Source organism: Enterobacter sp. RHBSTW-00994, from assembly GCF_013782625.1.
Classification (GTDB): Bacteria; Pseudomonadota; Gammaproteobacteria; order Enterobacterales; family Enterobacteriaceae; genus Enterobacter.
This window is the reverse complement of the sequence record NZ_CP056199.1, coordinates 3,058,609-3,075,963: the sequence shown is the minus strand read 5'-3', so window position 1 is coordinate 3,075,963 and position 17,355 is coordinate 3,058,609. Positions and strand designations below refer to the sequence as shown.

Below are 17,355 nucleotides of genomic sequence, written 5' to 3'. Positions count from 1 at the left end.
TGAGCTATCGGGGAAGAACATGACCATACAACGCCCTTTGATTTCTATTTATATGCCGACATGGAACCGTCAGCAGCTGGCGATCCGCGCGATTAAATCAGTCCTGCGTCAGGACTACGACCACTGGGAGTTGATCATCGTCGATGACTGTTCGTCATCTTATGAACAACTGCAAACTTTCGTGGCTGAACTTAACGACCCACGAGTGGTGTACACCCACAACGCCATCAACTCCGGGGCATGTGCGGTACGTAATCAGGCGATATTGCAGGCGAAAGGGCACTATTTGACCGGGATCGACGACGACGACGAGTGGACGCCAAATCGTTTGTCCACTTTCCTGTCACAGAAGCAGCAACTGGTTACGCACGCGTTCTTGTATGCCAATGATTATGTCTGTCAGGGCGAGGTCTATTCTCAACCCGCCAGTTTGCCGCTGTACCCGAAATCACCCTATTCTCGTCGTCTGTTTTATAAACGAAATATCATTGGTAATCAGGTGTTTACATGGTCATGGCGCTTTAAAGAGTGCCTGTTTGATACCTCGCTTGCCGCAGCGCAGGATTATGACATTTTTCTGCGGATGGTCGTTGAGTATGGCGAGCCGTGGAAAATGGAAGAGGCTACGCAGATCCTGCATATCAATCATGGTGAGATGCAAATTACCTCATCGCCGAAGAAGTTCTCGGGTTATTTCCACTTTTACCGTAAGCACAAGGCGAAGTTTGACCGTGCCAGCCGGAAGTATCAGCTTTTTACTCTTTATCAGATCCGCAACAAACGGATGAACTGGCGCACCTTGTTGACACTCTTTTCAGTACGCAATACCAAGCGCCTGGCCGATGGACTTCGGGGGAAATGATGTTTCTGGAAGATTGTCGCGCGAACAGCTGGAGTTTACGTCCTTGCTGCATGGTCCTGGCATATCGTGTGGCGCATTTTTGCTCGGTCTGGCGTAAAAAAAATGTGCTCAATAACCTCTGGGCAGCACCGGTGCTGGTGCTGTACCGCATCGTTACCGAATGTATTTTTGGCTATGAAATTCAGGCGGCCGCCACTATTGGGCGTCGTTTCACTGTGCACCACGGCTACGCAGTCGTGATCAATAAGTTCGTGGTAGCGGGAGATGATTTCACAATCCGCCATGCTGTCACCATTGGCAACCGAGGGCCAGAAAGTCTGGCCTGTCCGGTCATTGGCAACAACGTTGAACTGGGGGCGAATGTGGTCATCATTGGTGATATCACCGTGGGCAATAACGTCACCATTGGCGCTGGCAGCGTAGTACTGGACAACATTCCTGATAATGCGCTGGTGGTGGGAGAGAAAGCCCGCGTGAAGGTGATCAAATGAATATTCTGCAATTTAACGTTCGCCTGGCGGAAGGCGGAGCGGCAGGTGTGGCGCTGGATCTCCATCAGCGTGCGCTGCAAAAAGGGTTACAGTCGCGCTTTGTTTATGGCTACGGGAAAGGCGGGAAAAAAAGCGTCAGCCACAATAGCTATCCGCAGGTGGTAAAGCAAACGCCACGCGTGACGTCCATTGCCAACATTGCGCTGTTTCGCCTGTTTAACCGTGATCTGTTTGGCAACCTTAATAACCTGTACCGCATGGTGACGCGTTCTTCTGAACCCGTGGTACTGCATTTTCACGTGTTGCATAGCTACTGGTTAAATCTGGATGAGGTTGTGGCATTTTGCGAGAAAGTAAAAGCACATAAGCCAGATACCACCTTTGTCTGGACGTTACACGATCACTGGAGTGTGACCGGGCGTTGTGCATTTACCGACGGCTGCGAAGGCTGGAAAAACGACTGTCAGAAATGTCCCACGTTGGCGAACTACCCGCCGGTAAACGTTGACCGCGCACACCAGTTGGTGGCCGGTAAACGCCAGTTATTTCGCGACATGCTTGCACTTGGTTGCACGTTTATCTCTCCCAGCCAACATGTGGCCGAGGCATTTAACAGCCTGTACGGTGCGGGGCATTGCAAGATCATCAATAACGGAATTGATGTAGCGACAGAAGAGATCCTGGCCGAATTGACCCCGGTTGCTGAAACAACGGGCAAACCGAAAATTGCGGTGGTCGCCCACGATCTCCGTTATGACGGAAAAACCAACCAGCAGCTGGTACGGGACATGATGGCGCTGGGTGATAAGGTGGAACTGCACACTTTCGGTAAGTTCTCTCCTTTTGAAGGCGAGAATGTGGTGAATCACGGCTTTGAAACCGACAAACGCAAACTGATGAGCGCGCTGAACGGCATGGATGCGCTGGTGTTCAGCTCCCGTGTTGACAACTATCCACTGATTCTATGTGAGGCGTTGTCCATTGGTGTCCCGGTGATTGCAACTCACAGCGATGCCGCACGTGAAGTGCTGGAAAAATCAGGCGGCAAAACCTTCGGCGAAAACGAGGTGTTGCCATTGGTGCAATTGTCTAAGGCGGAAATTGCGCAGGCCGTATTCGGAACAAGCCTTGAAGCGTTCCGCACCCGTAGCCGTGAGGCGTACAGCGGAAAACAGATGCTGGAGGAATATGTCTCGTTCTATCAGAATCTGTAGTTATCTGCTGTTACCACTGATCTATCTGTTGGTGAACGTCAAGATTGCTCAACTGGGAGAAAGCTTCCCCATCACCATCGTGACTTTTTTGCCGGTTTTACTCTTGTTGTATGTCGATAAAATCAGTATTAACAAGCTAATGATCGCGCTCGGCGCAGGGGTGGGGCTGACGATGTTTAACTACATCTTTGGTCAATCGCTGGATGCCAGTAAATATGTCACCTCCACCATGCTGTTTGTTTATATCGTTATTATTATTGGGATGGTCTGGAGTATTCGGTTCAAAACAATATCACCGCACAATTATCGGAAAATCCTCAGGTTCTTTTATCTTGTCGTGGCACTCATTGTTGTGCTTGCAGCTCTGGAAATGGCACAGATTATTTTGACCGGCGGCAGTAGTCTGATGGAGATAATTTCGAAATATCTCATATACAGTAACAGCTATGTTCTGAATTTCATTAAGTTTGGCGGTAAACGCACCACTGCACTCTATTTTGAACCGGCATTCTTTGCTCTGGCATTAATCTCAATTTGGCTCAGCATCAAACAGTTTGGTATCAAAACGCCTAAGACCGATGCTATGATCCTTGCAGGGATTGTTCTGTCAGGTTCCTTCTCTGGGGTAATGACATTTATATTGTTTTATTTGCTGGAGTGGGCATTTCAGTATCTCAATAAGGATGCGATTAAGAAAAAGTTGCCGCTGGCGATCATTTCTCTCACAGTGTTCATGGTCGGTGTGGTATTTGCATTCCCGTATATTTCTGAGCGTCTCGGGGATTTAGGAACGCAAGGCTCATCATCTTATTATCGTATCATTGGGCCACTGGTGATGGTGGGGTATTCTTTAACCCACGTTGATGGCGTAGTAAGATTTGGCTCACTTTATGAATATGTAGCATCATTCGGAATCTTTAACGGTGCGGATGTCGGTAAAACCATAGACAATGGTCTGTATCTGTTAATTATTTATTTTTCATGGTTCGCTGTGTTGTTGACGTCATGGTATCTGTTCAAGGTTTTCAAAATGATGATCAACGCATTCGGTGATAATCAGAATTTTCGTGTGCAGCTCTATCTTTTTACACCCGTGTCGCTGTTTTTCACTGGGTCAATATTTAGCCCGGAATATGCATTCTTAATTGTTTGTCCGTTTATTCTGCGCAAGGCGCTTAATATTACGAACACATGACGAAATGAGGTGATTTATGTTTCTTAGCGTCATTACTGTCGCCTTTCGCAATTATGAAGGGGTAGTAAAAACCTGGCGCTCGCTGCGCAATCTGGCACGCGACCCGAGCCTCACGTTTGAATGGATAGTGGTTGATGGCGGCTCCGATGACGGGACGGCTGAATTCCTGAAAAAACTCAACGGTGAGTTTAACTTACGTTACATCAGTGAGAAGGACAAAGGTATCTACGATGCTATGAATAAAGGTATCGATATGGCGCAAGGGCGTTATGCGATTTTCCTGAATTCCGGTGATGTCTTCCATGATGAAGTGGCACTTTTTGTCCGCCAGCTTGTGCGCCAGAAAGATGATGCCATGTATATTGGCGATGCGTTGCTTGATTTTGGTGATGGTAATAAAGTGCAGCGCAGCGCAAAACCAGGCTGGTATATCTATCACAGTTTACCGGCCAGTCATCAGGCTATTTTCTTTCCGGTAGCAGGGCTGAAGAAACAGCCTTATGACTTGCAGTATAAAGTTTCTTCTGATTATGCACTGGCGGCTATGTTGTACAAATCAGGTTATCCATTCCGTCGAATTAAAGGCTTTGTTTCTGAGTTTTCGATGGGGGGCGTATCGACATCAAACAATCTCGAATTGTGCCAGGACGCAAAATCAGTACAGCGTAATATCTTGCGCGTACCTGGGTTTTGGGCGGAATTGTCTTATTTATTACGTCTGAAAACAACGGGCAAAACGAAAGCCTTATATAACAAAGTCTGAATATAAGGGAAGGTAATGCAAGATCTTAATGGCTTCTCCGTACCGAAAGGGTTTCGGGGCGGGAGTGGTATTAAAGTTCAGTTATGGTGGGCCGTTCAGGCAACGTTATTTGCCTGGTCGCCACAAATATTATACCGCTGGCGGGCATTTTTATTACGTTTGTTTGGCGCAAAAATAGGAAAAAACGTAGTCATCCGCCCGTCAGTGAAAATCACTTATCCATGGAAATTAACGCTGGGTGATTACGCCTGGGTTGGTGATGATGCAGTGTTATATACCCTTGGGGATATAACAATTGGCGCAAATTCCGTTGTGTCGCAGAAGTGCTATTTGTGCGCGGGCAGTCACGATTTTATGAGTCCATATTTTGATATTACCGCTGCACCAATCGTTATCGGCGAAAAATGTTGGCTGGCGACAGATGTGTTTGTCGCACCTGGTGTTTCTGTTGGCGATAGCACCGTAGTTGGTGCGCGTAGCAGTGTATTTAAATCGCTACCGGCAAATAAGATTTGCCGTGGCAACCCCGCAGTGGTGATACGCGAACGCGTTGAAACGAAGAGCCAATAGAACGGCTCTCATTAAATTCGATAAGTAGAGGAATATAAATATGTCTAAAGTCGCTCTCATCACAGGTGTTACCGGACAGGATGGTTCTTATCTGGCAGAACTTCTGCTGGAAAAAGGGTACGAGGTTCATGGCATTAAACGCCGTGCATCATCGTTCAATACCGAGCGCGTGGATCATATCTATCAGGATCCACACTCCGCGAACCCGAAATTCCATCTTCATTACGGCGACCTGACCGACTCCTCCAACCTGACCCGCATTCTGCAAGAAGTGCAGCCGGATGAGGTGTACAACCTGGGTGCAATGAGCCACGTCGCCGTGTCGTTCGAATCCCCTGAATACACCGCAGATGTAGATGCCATGGGCACATTGCGTCTGCTTGAGGCCATCCGCTTCCTGGGCCTTGAGAAGAAAACCCGTTTCTACCAGGCCTCCACATCGGAGTTGTATGGTTTAGTGCAGGAAATTCCACAGAAAGAAACCACCCCGTTTTATCCACGTTCACCCTACGCAGTCGCAAAGCTTTACGCCTACTGGATCACCGTTAACTACCGCGAATCCTACGGCATGTATGCGTGTAACGGTATTTTGTTCAACCATGAATCTCCCCGCCGTGGTGAAACCTTCGTGACCCGTAAGATCACTCGTGCAATCGCGAACATCGCGCAGGGGCTGGAGTCTTGTCTGCATCTCGGCAACATGGATTCCTTGCGTGACTGGGGCCATGCCAAAGATTACGTGAAAATGCAGTGGATGATGCTGCAACAGGACAAACCAGAAGACTTCGTGATTGCAACCGGTGTGCAGTATTCCGTGCGCCAGTTCGTTGAGATGGCGGCCGCGCAACTGGGTATCAAACTGCGTTTTGAAGGCAAGGGTGTGGAAGAGAAGGGCATTGTGGTGTCAGTGACAGGCCATGATGCTCCAGGTGTGAAACCGGGTGACGTGATTGTTCAGGTTGATCCGCGTTACTTCCGTCCTGCTGAAGTAGAGACCCTGCTTGGCGACCCAACCAAAGCACACGAAACCCTGGGCTGGAAGCCTGAAACCACTCTGCAGGAGATGGTCTCTGAGATGGTTGCTAAAGATCTCGAAGCCGCGAAGAAACACTCTCTGCTGAAATCCCATGGTTACGAGGTTGCGATCGCGCTGGAGTCCTGAGAATGACCAAACAACGTATTTTTGTCGCCGGTCATCGCGGCATGGTGGGGTCCGCCATTGTTCGCCAACTGGAACAACGCGGTGACGTTGAGGTGATTGTCCGTACGCGTGACGAGTTGAACCTGCTCGACAGCAAAACAGTACAGGAGTTCTTTGCACATTCGCGTATTGATCAGGTGTATCTGGCGGCGGCAAAAGTGGGCGGTATTGTGGCCAACAATACTTACCCGGCAGATTTCATCTACGAAAACATGATGATTGAGAGCAACATCATTCACGCAGCGCACCTGCACAACGTGAATAAACTGTTGTTCCTCGGTTCATCCTGCATCTATCCGAAATTGGCTAAACAGCCGATGGCGGAAAGTGAATTGCTGCAAGGGACGCTTGAAGCCACCAACGAGCCTTACGCGATCGCCAAGATTGCCGGTATCAAGCTGTGCGAGTCCTATAACCGGCAGTATGGCCGTGACTATCGTTCAGTGATGCCGACGAACCTGTACGGGCCGCACGATAACTTTCACCCGAGCAATTCGCACGTGATCCCGGCGTTGTTGCGCCGCTTCCATGAAGCGACGGCAGAAAATGCCCCGGATGTGGTGGTGTGGGGCAGTGGCACACCGATGCGTGAGTTCCTGCATGTGGACGACATGGCAGCAGCCAGTATCCACGTGATGGAGCTGGATCGTGAGGTGTGGCTGGAAAACACCGAACCGATGCTGTCCCACATTAACGTGGGAACAGGCGTGGATTGCACGATCCGCGAGCTGGCGCAAACCCTGGCAAAAGTGGTGGGTTACAAGGGCCGCGTGGTGTTTGATGCATCAAAACCGGACGGTACGCCACGTAAGTTGCTGGACGTAACGCGTCTGCATCAGTTGGGCTGGTATCACGAGGTTTCACTGGAACAGGGGCTGGCAAGCACCTATCAGTGGTTCCTCGAAAACCAGCACCGCTTCCGGGGGTAATCATGTTTTTAAGTCAGGAAGATTTTGCCACGGTAGTGCGCTCTACTCCGCTCATATCACTCGATCTGATTGTGGAAAATGAACGCGGCGAGTTCTTGCTGGGGAAACGAACCAATCGCCCTGCCCAGGGTTTTTGGTTTGTACCCGGTGGACGCGTGCAAAAGGATGAGCGGCTTGCCAGTGCCTTTGAACGTCTCTCGCTGGCGGAACTGGGGCTGCGTCTGCCAATGGCGGCAGCTCAGTTTTATGGGGTCTGGCAGCACTTCTACGACGACAACTTCTCCGGGACGGATTTCACGACACACTACGTGGTACTCGGTTTCCGCCTGAAAGTTCGCGAGGCTGAGTTGTCTCTGCCTGATTCTCAACATGATGATTACCGCTGGCTTGATCCAGAGGCGTTACTGGCAAGCGAAAATGTGCATGACAACAGCCGAGCGTATTTTCTTGCGGCGCAACAGGCTGAGGCACCAGGAATATGAAAATTTTGGTGTACGGCATTAACTATTCGCCAGAGTTGACCGGGATCGGAAAGTACACCGGCGAAATGGTCGAGTGGATGGCAAGTCAGGGTCATGAGGTGCGGGTCATTACCGCACCACCGTATTACCCGGAATGGAAGGTGGGCGAGCGTTATTCAAGCTGGCGTTATCGCCGTGAACAGGGGGTGGCTACCGTCTGGCGTTGTCCCCTGTATGTTCCTGAACAGCCTTCGACGCTAAAGCGTTTGATTCATTTGGGCAGTTTTGCGCTGAGCAGTTTCTTCCCGCTAATGGCCCAGCGTCGCTGGAAGCCGGATCGCATTATCGGCATCGTGCCAACGCTGTTTTGTACCCCTGGTATGCGGTTGCTTGGCAAGCTCTCTGGCGCACGCACGTTGTTGCATATTCAGGATTATGAAGTGGACGCGATGCTGGGCCTGGGAATGGCCGGTAAAAGCAACGGTGGAAAAGTGGCAAAACTCGCCAGTGCCTTTGAGCGAAGTGGCCTGCTTAACGTTGATTATGTTTCGACCATCTCACGCTCCATGATGAACAAAGCGCAGGAAAAGGGCGTGGCGGCGGACAAAGTGATCTTTTTCCCGAACTGGTCGGAAGTGGCGCGTTTTCGGGATGTGGCAGAGCGTGATGTCCTGACGTTACGTACTCAACTCGGTTTGCCTGACGACCAAAAAATTATTCTTTACTCAGGCAACATCGGCGAAAAGCAGGGGCTGGAAAGCGTGATTGAAGCGGCTCATCAGCTTCAAAAACATCCATGGATGTTTGTGATTGTCGGACAAGGAGGCGGTAAAGCGCGCCTGGAAAAAATGGTCAGTGAGCGTGGTTTACCCAATGTGAAATTCTTCCCGCTCCAGTCTTATGACGCACTGCCCGCGTTGCTGAAGATGGGCGATTGTCACCTGGTGGTGCAAAAACGCGGGGCGGCGGATGCCGTTCTGCCTTCAAAACTGACCAACATCCTGGCTGTTGGTGGCAATGCGGTGATCACCGCAGAACCTGAAACTGAATTGGGTCAGTTGTGCAAAAGCTATCCCGGTATCGCCGTCTGCGTGGAGCCGGAATCCGTTCAGGCGCTGGTGACGGGGATCGAACAGGCACTCGTGATGCCAAAAGAGAACACGGTGGCACGTGAATATGCCGAACGCACGCTCGAAAAAGAGAACGTGCTTAGCCAATTTATTGCAGATATACGGGGATAAATCATGAGTCAAACCAAACTTTTTCCGGTCGTGATGGCTGGAGGCTCTGGTAGCCGGTTATGGCCGCTGTCCCGCGTGCTCTATCCAAAGCAGTTCCTCTGCCTGAAAGGGGATCTCACTATGCTGCAAACAACGGTGTCACGCCTTAATGGTGTGGCGTGCGAAAGCCCGGTGGTGATTTGTAATGAACAGCACCGCTTTATCGTTGCCGAGCAGTTGCGTCAGCTCAACAAGTTGACTGAAAACATTATTCTGGAACCTGCGGGCCGCAATACAGCTCCGGCGATAGCGCTGGCAGCGCTGGCGGCACTGCGTAGCAGTCCAGAGTGTGACCCTCTCATGCTGGTGCTGGCAGCAGACCACGTGATCCAGCAGGAAGATGCTTTCCGTGACGCTGTACGTGCAGCCATTCCCTACGCCGAAAGTGGCAAACTGGTGACGTTCGGTATTGTGCCGGATCTACCGGAAACGGGTTACGGCTATATCCGCCGTGGGGATGTCGCTGAGGCGCAGGCTGACAGCGTGGCGTTTAACGTGGCGCAATTTGTTGAAAAACCGAATCTGGACACCGCGCAGGCCTACGTTGCCAGTGGGGAGTATTACTGGAACAGCGGCATGTTCTTATTCCGCGCCGGGCGCTACCTCGAAGAGTTGCAAAAGTACCGCCCGGATATCCTCAATGCCTGTGAAAAGGCGATGGATGTGGTCGACCCGGATCTCGATTTTATCCGTGTAGACGAAGCTTCGTTCCTCGCCTGCCCGGAAGAGTCGATCGACTATGCGGTGATGGAGCGGACGGCTGACGCGGTGGTGGTTCCCATGGATGCGGGCTGGAGTGATGTCGGTTCCTGGTCCTCGCTCTGGGAGATCAGCGCCCACACGCCGGAAGGCAACGTTCATCATGGGGATGTGATCAGTCATAAAACGGAAAACAGCTATGTGTATGCCGAATCGGGGCTGGTGACCACGGTGGGTGTCAAGGATCTGGTGGTTGTCCAGACCAAAGACGCGGTGTTGATTGCCGATCGCAATGCTGTGCAGGATGTCAAAAAAGTCGTGGAGAAAATTAAGGCCGATGGCCGCCACGAACACCATATTCACCGCGAAGTTTACCGCCCGTGGGGTAAATACGATTCGATCGATGCAGGGGAACGCTATCAGGTGAAACGTATTACGGTGAAACCAGGTGAAGGACTGTCGGTGCAGATGCACCATCACCGGGCGGAACACTGGGTGGTTGTGGCGGGAACAGCCAAAGTGACCATCAATGATGACGTGAAACTGCTGGGTGAAAATGAATCAATCTACATTCCGCTGGGGGCAACACATTGCCTGGAAAACCCAGGGAAAATTCCTCTCGATCTGATCGAAGTACGTTCCGGCTCCTATCTGGAAGAGGACGATATCGTCCGCTTTGAGGATCGCTACGGGCGCGTGTAAGCACGACGTTACCGGGCAAAACATTTACTACCAATTAATAAGGCTCATTAAGAGCCCTGGCCGACTGTTGCCTGAAAAAGGGGTGATCATGGAAAAGTTAACCTGTTTTAAAGCCTACGATATTCGCGGCAAGCTGGGTGAAGAACTGAATGAAGATATTGCGTGGCGTATTGGCCGGGCATATGGCGAATATTTAAAGCCGAAAACGATTGTACTGGGCGGTGACGTGCGTTTGACCAGCGAATCGCTAAAACAGGCACTGGCGAAAGGGTTGCAGGATGCCGGTGTCGATGTGCTGGATATTGGACTTTCGGGTACAGAAGAGATCTATTTTGCCACTTTCCATCTGGGGGTAGATGGCGGTATTGAAGTGACAGCCAGCCATAATCCAATGAATTACAACGGGATGAAGCTGGTGCGTGAGGGAGCTCGACCTATCAGCGGAGATACTGGCTTACGTGATGTGCAGCGTCTTGCGGAAGCCAACGATTTCCCCCCGGTGGACCCTACAAAACGTGGCAGCTACCAGCAAATCGACCTTCGCGCTGCCTATCTCGACCATCTCCTGGGTTACATCAACGTGGCAAACCTCAAGCCATTGAAGCTGGTAATTAACTCCGGCAACGGTGCGGCAGGCCCGGTTGTAGATGCCCTGGAAGCTCGCTTTAAGGCGCTCAACGTGCCGGTGACGTTCGTCAAAGTCCATAACACCCCGGACGGTCATTTCCCCAATGGTATCCCTAATCCGCTGCTGCCAGAGTGTCGGGCGGATACCCGCAATGCGGTGATTGAACATGGCGCGGATATGGGGATCGCCTTTGACGGTGACTTTGACCGTTGCTTCCTGTTCGACGAAAAAGGTCAGTTTATCGAAGGTTACTACATCGTAGGCCTTCTGGCAGAAGCATTCCTGGAGAAAAACCCAGGCGCGAAGATCATCCATGATCCGCGTCTCTCCTGGAATACGGTTGATGTGGTCAGTGCCGCAGGGGGCAAACCGGTTATGTCCAAAACCGGTCACGCTTTTATTAAAGAGCGGATGCGTGAGGAAGATGCCATCTATGGCGGAGAGATGAGCGCACATCACTATTTTCGCGATTTTGCCTACTGCGATAGCGGCATGATCCCGTGGTTGCTGGTGACAGAGTTGCTGTGCCTGAAAGGGCAGACGTTGGGCGAGCTGGTTCGCGACCGTATGGCAGCGTTCCCGGCGAGTGGTGAAATCAACAGCACACTGGCATTGCCCGTCGAGGCGATTGCGCGCGTCGAGCAGCATTTTGCTATTCACGCTCTGGATATTGATCACACCGATGGGATCAGCATGTCGTTTCCTCAATGGCGATTCAATCTGCGCTCCTCGAATACGGAACCTGTGGTGCGTCTGAATGTGGAGTCACGGGGAGATGTCCCGCTGATGGAAGCGCGAACGCAGGACATTCTGGCGCTGTTGAATCAGTAAAACTTTCCCCCTCAACTTCTCTTCGGAAGGGAGAAGGTGAGGGGCTGGTTTTGAACGAAAGGAACAACGATGACAAATCTAAAAAAGCGCGAGCGAGCCAGAACGAATGCATCGTTAATCTCAATGGTGCAGCGTTTTTCTGACATTACCATCATGGTCGGCGGGCTGTGGGCGGTGTGCCGGATAAGCGGATTGCCATTTTTATACATGCATCTGCTGATGGCGTTGATTGCCCTGGTGGTGTTTCAAATGATCGGCGGGATGACCGATTTTTATCGTTCATGGCGCGGTGTAAAGATTACAACTGAACTGATGCTGCTGCTGCAAAACTGGACCTTAAGTCTGATATTCAGTGCCGGACTGGTGGCATTTAGCCATGATTTTGATAATCGTCTTGTCACTTATCTGTGCTGGTACGGGTTAACCAGTCTCGGCATGGTGGTGTGTCGCGTGTCTATCCGTTATTGCGCTGGTTGGTTACGTAACCAGGGGTATAACACCCGCTTTGTGGCAGTGGCCGGCGATCTGCCCGTTGGGGCGTTATTACTCAACAGTTTCCGCAAAGAGCCCTGGCTGGGCTTCGACGTTGTCGGGGTGTATCACGACGCACAACCCGGCGGTGTCTCACCGGATTGGGCAGGCAATACCGAACAGCTCATTGAGGATGCGAAAGCGGGCAAGATCCACAATGTCTACATTGCGATGCCGATGAGTGAAGAGAAGTGTATCCGTAACCTGATGCGCGAGCTGGCTGATACCACCTGCTCAGTAAGTCTTATCCCTGATGTCTTTACCTTCAATATCTTGCATTCGCGTATCGAAGAGGTGAATGGCGTACCGGTAGTACCGCTTTACGATACACCGCTCTCCGGCATCAACCGCGTGCTGAAACGCCTGGAAGATATCGTCCTCTCTTCCCTGATTTTGTTGCTGATCTCCCCCGTTCTGTGCGCGATCGCCCTTGCGGTGAAGATCACCTCGCCAGGTCCGGTGATCTTCCGCCAGACCCGTTACGGCATGGACGGAAAACCGATCATGGTGTGGAAGTTCCGCTCAATGAAAGTCATGGAAAACGACAGCGTCGTGACGCAGGCGACGCAAAACGATCCGCGAGTGACGCGTGTGGGTAACTTTTTGCGCCGTACTTCACTGGACGAATTACCGCAATTTATTAACGTCCTGACCGGCGGTATGTCGATTGTTGGGCCACGACCACATGCAGTGGCGCATAACGAGCAATACCGTTCACTGATTGAAGGTTACATGCTGCGCCACAAAGTGAAGCCGGGTATTACGGGCTGGGCGCAAATCAACGGTTGGCGTGGTGAAACCGATACTCTGGAAAAAATGGAGAAACGCATTGAGTTCGATCTGGAGTACATCCGTGAGTGGAGTGTCTGGTTCGATATCAAAATCGTTTTTCTGACCATCTTTAAAGGCTTTGTGAACAAAGCGGCGTATTAAGGAACGGTCATGAGCTTACGTGAAAAAACCATCAGTGGGGCAAAGTGGTCAGCCATGGCGACGCTGGTGATCATCGGACTGGGGCTGGTGCAGATGACCGTCCTGGCGCGGATTATCGATAATCATCAGTTCGGTCTGTTGACCATCTCACTGGTCATTATTGCCCTGGCCGATACGCTATCGGATTTTGGTATTGCGAACTCCATTATCCAGCGTAAAGAGATTAGCCACCTGGAACTGACCACGCTCTACTGGCTGAACGTGGCGCTGGGCATTACGGTATGTGTGTTGGTCTTTCTGTCGGCCAGCACTATTGCTGACGTGTTACATAACCCCGATCTCGCACCGTTAATACGTACACTCTCTTTTGCTTTTGTCGTGATCCCGCATGGGCAACAGTTTCGTGCGCTCATGCAAAAAGAGCTGGAGTTCAGCAAGATTGGTATGGTTGAAACCAGTGCTGTGGTGGCGGGATTTACCTTTACCGTCGTGAGCGCGCATTTCTGGCCGTGGGCGTTAACGGCGATTCTGGGGTATCTGGTGAATACCGTCGTGCGTACCGCACTGTTCGGCTACTTTGGTCGTAAGATTTACCGTCCTGGATTCCACTTTTCGCTGGCGTCGGTGTCATCTAACCTGCGTTTTGGGGCGTGGCTAACCGCAGATAGCATCATTAACTACATTAATACCAATCTGTCCACGCTGGTGCTGGCGCGCATTCTGGGGGCGAGCATCGCAGGCGGCTACAATCTTGCGTACAACGTCGCGGTTGTCCCGCCGATGAAACTCAACCCTATCATCACCCGCGTGCTTTTTCCTGCGTTCGCCAAAATACAGGACGATACCGAAAAGTTACGCGTCAACTTCTATAAGCTACTTTCCGTGGTGGGGATTATTAATTTCCCGGCTCTGCTGGGGCTGATGGTGGTCTCCAACAATTTTGTTCCGCTGGTTTTTGGTGAGAAGTGGAACGGCATCGTTCCGATCCTGCAGTTGCTATGTGTGGTGGGGTTATTGCGTTCGGTAGGGAATCCGATTGGTTCCCTGCTGATGGCAAAAGCCCGCGTGGATATCAGCTTTAAATTCAATGTATTCAAAACCTTCCTGTTTATCCCGGCCATTATTGTTGGCGGTCATCTGGCGGGTGCGATTGGCGTGACGCTGGGCTTTCTGCTGGTGCAGGTCATCAACACCGTATTGAGCTATTTCGTGATGATCAAACCGGTACTCGGTTCCAGCTACCGGCAGTACATCCTGAGTCTGTGGCTGCCGTTTTACCTGTCGTTGCCAACACTGGCAGTCAGTTATGGCCTGGGCATAGCGCTCAATGGTCATCTGCCGCTTGGCGTATTGCTAGCCGCGCAAATAGCCGCTGGCGCACTGGCATTTGGGGCGATGATTGTGCTTTCACGTAATGCCCTGGTGGTGGAGATGAAACGCCAGTTTTGCCGAAGTGAGAAGATGAAAACGCTGCTCCGGGCAGGTTGATTTAGGGCATTTTTTCTTGATTCCGGCCTTCAGAGAAGAAGGTCAGGGTGGAGAATTTCTTTAAGAGGTCATTATGAAATTATTGATTCTTGGTAATCACACATGCGGCAACCGTGGTGACAGTGCCATTCTGCGCGGTTTACTGGATGCGATTAACGCGCTGGCCCCTGAAACGGAAGTGGATGTGATGAGCCGTTATCCGGTGAGCTCATCCTGGCTTCTTAACCGTCCGGTGATGGGCGACCCGCTGTACAGCCAGATGAAACAGCACAACAACGCCGCAGGGGTGATGGGGCGCGTAAAGAAAGTGCTGCGTCGTCGCTATCAGCATCAGGTGCTTTTGTCCCGTGTGACAGATACCGGGAAGTTGCGCAATATTGCTATTGCTCAGGGGTTTACTGATTTTGTCCGTCTGTTGTCGGGCTACGACGCCATCATTCAGGTCGGCGGTTCATTTTTTGTCGATCTCTATGGCGTGCCTCAGTTCGAGCACGCACTCTGTACTTTTATGGCGAAAAAACCGCTGTTTATGATTGGGCATAGCGTGGGGCCTTTCCAGGACCCACAGTTCAACCAACTGGCAAATTATGTATTTGGTCACTGTGATGCGCTAATCCTGCGTGAATCCGTCAGCCTTGAATTGATGAAACGAAGTGAAATCGACACGTCAAAAGTGGAGCATGGGGTCGATACGGCCTGGCTGGTCGATCATCAGGCTGATCAATTTGAGGCCAGTTATGCCGTTCAGCACTGGTTGAATGTGGCGGAACAACAAAAAACCGTTGCCATTACTTTGCGCGAGCTTGCACCTTTTGATAAGCGTCTGGGAACCACGCAGGAAGCCTATGAAAAAGCCTTCGCCGACGTGGTTAACCGCGTACTGGACTGCGGTTATCAGGTTCTGGCGCTTTCCACCTGCACCGGTATTGACAGCTACAACAAGGACGATCGCATGGTGGCGCTGAACCTGCGTCAGTATGTGAACGACCCGTCACGTTATCATGTGGTGATGGACGAGCTGAATGACCTTGAGATGGGGAAACTGCTTTCAGCCTGTGATTTAACCGTTGGGACGCGCCTGCATTCTGCGATTATCTCAATGAATTTCGGTACACCTGCCATTGCCATCAACTACGAGCACAAATCGGCAGGCATCATGCAGCAACTGGGAATGCCAGAGATGGCGATTGATGTTCGCCATCTTCTGGATGGGTCACTCAGTGCCATGGTGGCGGACACGCTGGGGCAGTTACCGGTCATTAACGCGCGCCTGACGAAGGCGGTGAAAGCAGAGCGAGAAAATGGCCTCGGTATGGTGAAGTCTGTTCTTGAACGCATCGGGGAGGTGAAATGAAGGTTGGTTTCTTTTTGCTGAAATTCCCGCTGTCTTCGGAAACGTTTGTCCTGAATCAGATTACTGCGTTTATTGATATGGGATATGAGGTTGAGATCATCGCCCTGCAAAAAGGGGATACGCAAAATACCCATGCTGCGTGGAAACAATACGGCCTGGAGGCGAAAACTTGCTGGTTGCAGGATGAACCGCAGGGGCGGATGGGAAAGCTCCGCTATCGCGCCGGTAAAACGCTACAAGGCATGCATCGCGCCTCGACATGGCGTGCGTTAAACATCTCTCGCTATGGCGACGAGTCACGCAATTTGATCCTCTCCGCCATCTGTGGTCAGACCGCCCGGCCCTACCGTGCAGATGTATTTATTGCTCATTTTGGGCCAGCGGGTGTCACGGCGGCAAAATTACGTGAACTGGGCGTGATTGAAGGGAAAATCGCCACGATTTTTCATGGCATCGATATCTCCAGCCATGACGTGCTTAACCACTATACCGCAGAGTATCAGGCGCTTTTTCGTCGTGGCGATCTGATGCTGCCTATCAGTGAACTGTGGGCCGGACGTCTGAAGCAAATGGGCTGCCCTGGTGAGAAGATTACTGTTTCTCGTATGGGCGTAGATATGGATCGTTTTACTCTGCGACCGATAAAAGTGCCGGGTAAACCGCTGCAAATTATCTCGGTTGCCCGTCTGACGGAGAAAAAGGGGCTGCACGTAGCAATTGAAGCCTGCCGGCAATTGAAATCCCGGGGCGTCGATTTTAAGTATCGCATCCTGGGTATCGGCCCGTGGGAGCGTCGCCTGAAGACCCTTATCGAACACTATGAACTGGACGATTATGTCGAAATGCCAGGTTTCAAACCGAGCCATGAAGTCAAAGCAATGCTGGATGACGCTGACGTCTTTTTGCTGCCGTCGGTAACAGGGACGGATGGCGATATGGAAGGCATTCCGGTGGCGCTGATGGAAGCGATGGCTGTGGGGATCCCGGTGGTGTCGACGGTACATAGCGGGATCCCGGAACTGATTAGCCCCGGTTACTCCGGCTGGCTTGTGCCTGAGAATGATGCACTTGCGCTGGCCGAGTGCCTGGCCACCTTTAGCCATATTGAGCAACAAGAACTGATGCCCGTATTACACAACGCACGGCAGAAAGTCGAAACGGAGTTTAATCAACACCTGATTAATCGCCAGTTAGCCAGCCTGTTACACACGCTTTAACGCCGA

At 51.4% G+C, this 17,355-nt stretch carries 16 protein-coding genes; all 16 read left to right on the top strand.

The genetic code is table 11. The features are described 5' to 3' along the window. Positions 1-19 precede the first annotated feature (19 nt). The 16 genes from wcaA to wcaL all read left to right on the top strand — a co-directional run bounded on the left by wcaA (position 20) and on the right by wcaL (position 17,349). The gene (wcaA, locus tag HV346_RS14860; protein ID WP_181620070.1) at positions 20-862 is read left to right on the top strand and encodes a colanic acid biosynthesis glycosyltransferase WcaA; all 843 of its coding nucleotides are present in this window, start codon (positions 20-22) and stop codon (positions 860-862) included. Beyond that, positions 862-1,353: a colanic acid biosynthesis acetyltransferase WcaB gene (gene wcaB / locus HV346_RS14855; RefSeq protein WP_181623800.1), complete on the top strand. Its 492-nt coding sequence runs from the start codon at positions 862-864 to the stop codon at positions 1,351-1,353. Before wcaA ends, wcaB begins: the two co-directional genes overlap by 1 nt. Next, positions 1,350-2,567 carry a colanic acid biosynthesis glycosyltransferase WcaC gene (wcaC, locus tag HV346_RS14850; protein WP_181620069.1) on the top strand — a complete coding sequence of 406 codons (1,218 nt, stop codon included), beginning with the start codon at positions 1,350-1,352 and terminating at the stop codon, positions 2,565-2,567. The genes wcaB and wcaC overlap by 4 nt, the downstream gene beginning before the upstream one ends. Beyond that, positions 2,542-3,762 (top strand): colanic acid polymerase WcaD, encoded by a 1,221-nt coding sequence (gene wcaD / locus HV346_RS14845; protein WP_181620068.1) that lies wholly within the window; start codon positions 2,542-2,544, stop codon positions 3,760-3,762. The genes wcaC and wcaD overlap by 26 nt, the downstream gene beginning before the upstream one ends. A 16-nt stretch (positions 3,763-3,778) precedes the next feature. Continuing rightward, positions 3,779-4,525 carry a colanic acid biosynthesis glycosyltransferase WcaE gene (gene wcaE, locus HV346_RS14840; RefSeq protein WP_181620067.1) on the top strand — a complete coding sequence of 249 codons (747 nt, stop codon included), beginning with the start codon at positions 3,779-3,781 and terminating at the stop codon, positions 4,523-4,525. A 15-nt stretch (positions 4,526-4,540) separates the two neighbouring features. Next, a complete protein-coding gene (gene wcaF, locus HV346_RS14835; RefSeq protein ID WP_181620066.1) occupies positions 4,541-5,095 on the top strand; it encodes a colanic acid biosynthesis acetyltransferase WcaF in 555 nt (184 codons plus the stop codon). Positions 5,096-5,135: 40 nt separating this feature from the next. After that, positions 5,136-6,257, top strand: a complete 1,122-nt coding sequence (gene gmd, locus HV346_RS14830; RefSeq protein ID WP_181620065.1) for a GDP-mannose 4,6-dehydratase — start codon at positions 5,136-5,138, stop codon at positions 6,255-6,257. A 2-nt stretch (positions 6,258-6,259) separates the two neighbouring features. After that, the gene (locus HV346_RS14825) at positions 6,260-7,225 is read left to right on the top strand and encodes a GDP-L-fucose synthase (protein ID WP_181620064.1); all 966 of its coding nucleotides are present in this window, start codon (positions 6,260-6,262) and stop codon (positions 7,223-7,225) included. A 2-nt stretch (positions 7,226-7,227) separates the two neighbouring features. Beyond that, positions 7,228-7,707 carry a GDP-mannose mannosyl hydrolase gene (locus tag HV346_RS14820; RefSeq protein WP_181620063.1) on the top strand — a complete coding sequence of 160 codons (480 nt, stop codon included), beginning with the start codon at positions 7,228-7,230 and terminating at the stop codon, positions 7,705-7,707. Beyond that, a complete protein-coding gene (gene wcaI / locus HV346_RS14815) occupies positions 7,704-8,927 on the top strand; it encodes a colanic acid biosynthesis fucosyltransferase WcaI (protein WP_181620062.1) in 1,224 nt (407 codons plus the stop codon). The genes HV346_RS14820 and wcaI overlap by 4 nt, the downstream gene beginning before the upstream one ends. A 3-nt stretch (positions 8,928-8,930) precedes the next feature. Beyond that, positions 8,931-10,367, top strand: a complete 1,437-nt coding sequence (gene cpsB, locus HV346_RS14810) for a mannose-1-phosphate guanyltransferase (protein WP_181620061.1) — start codon at positions 8,931-8,933, stop codon at positions 10,365-10,367. An 88-nt stretch (positions 10,368-10,455) separates the two neighbouring features. Then, the gene (cpsG, locus tag HV346_RS14805) at positions 10,456-11,826 is read left to right on the top strand and encodes a colanic acid biosynthesis phosphomannomutase CpsG (protein ID WP_181620060.1); all 1,371 of its coding nucleotides are present in this window, start codon (positions 10,456-10,458) and stop codon (positions 11,824-11,826) included. Between the two features lie 69 nt (positions 11,827-11,895). Next, a complete protein-coding gene (gene wcaJ, locus HV346_RS14800) occupies positions 11,896-13,290 on the top strand; it encodes an undecaprenyl-phosphate glucose phosphotransferase (protein WP_181620059.1) in 1,395 nt (464 codons plus the stop codon). A 9-nt stretch (positions 13,291-13,299) separates the two neighbouring features. After that, positions 13,300-14,778, top strand: a complete 1,479-nt coding sequence (wzxC, locus tag HV346_RS14795) for a colanic acid undecaprenyl disphosphate flippase WzxC (protein WP_181620058.1) — start codon at positions 13,300-13,302, stop codon at positions 14,776-14,778. Between the two features lie 73 nt (positions 14,779-14,851). Then, entirely contained in the window at positions 14,852-16,132 is a 1,281-nt protein-coding gene (gene wcaK / locus HV346_RS14790; protein WP_181620057.1) for a colanic acid biosynthesis pyruvyl transferase WcaK, read from the top strand. Continuing rightward, positions 16,129-17,349: a colanic acid biosynthesis glycosyltransferase WcaL gene (gene wcaL / locus HV346_RS14785; protein WP_181620056.1), complete on the top strand. Its 1,221-nt coding sequence runs from the start codon at positions 16,129-16,131 to the stop codon at positions 17,347-17,349. The genes wcaK and wcaL overlap by 4 nt, the downstream gene beginning before the upstream one ends. Positions 17,350-17,355 lie beyond the last annotated feature (6 nt).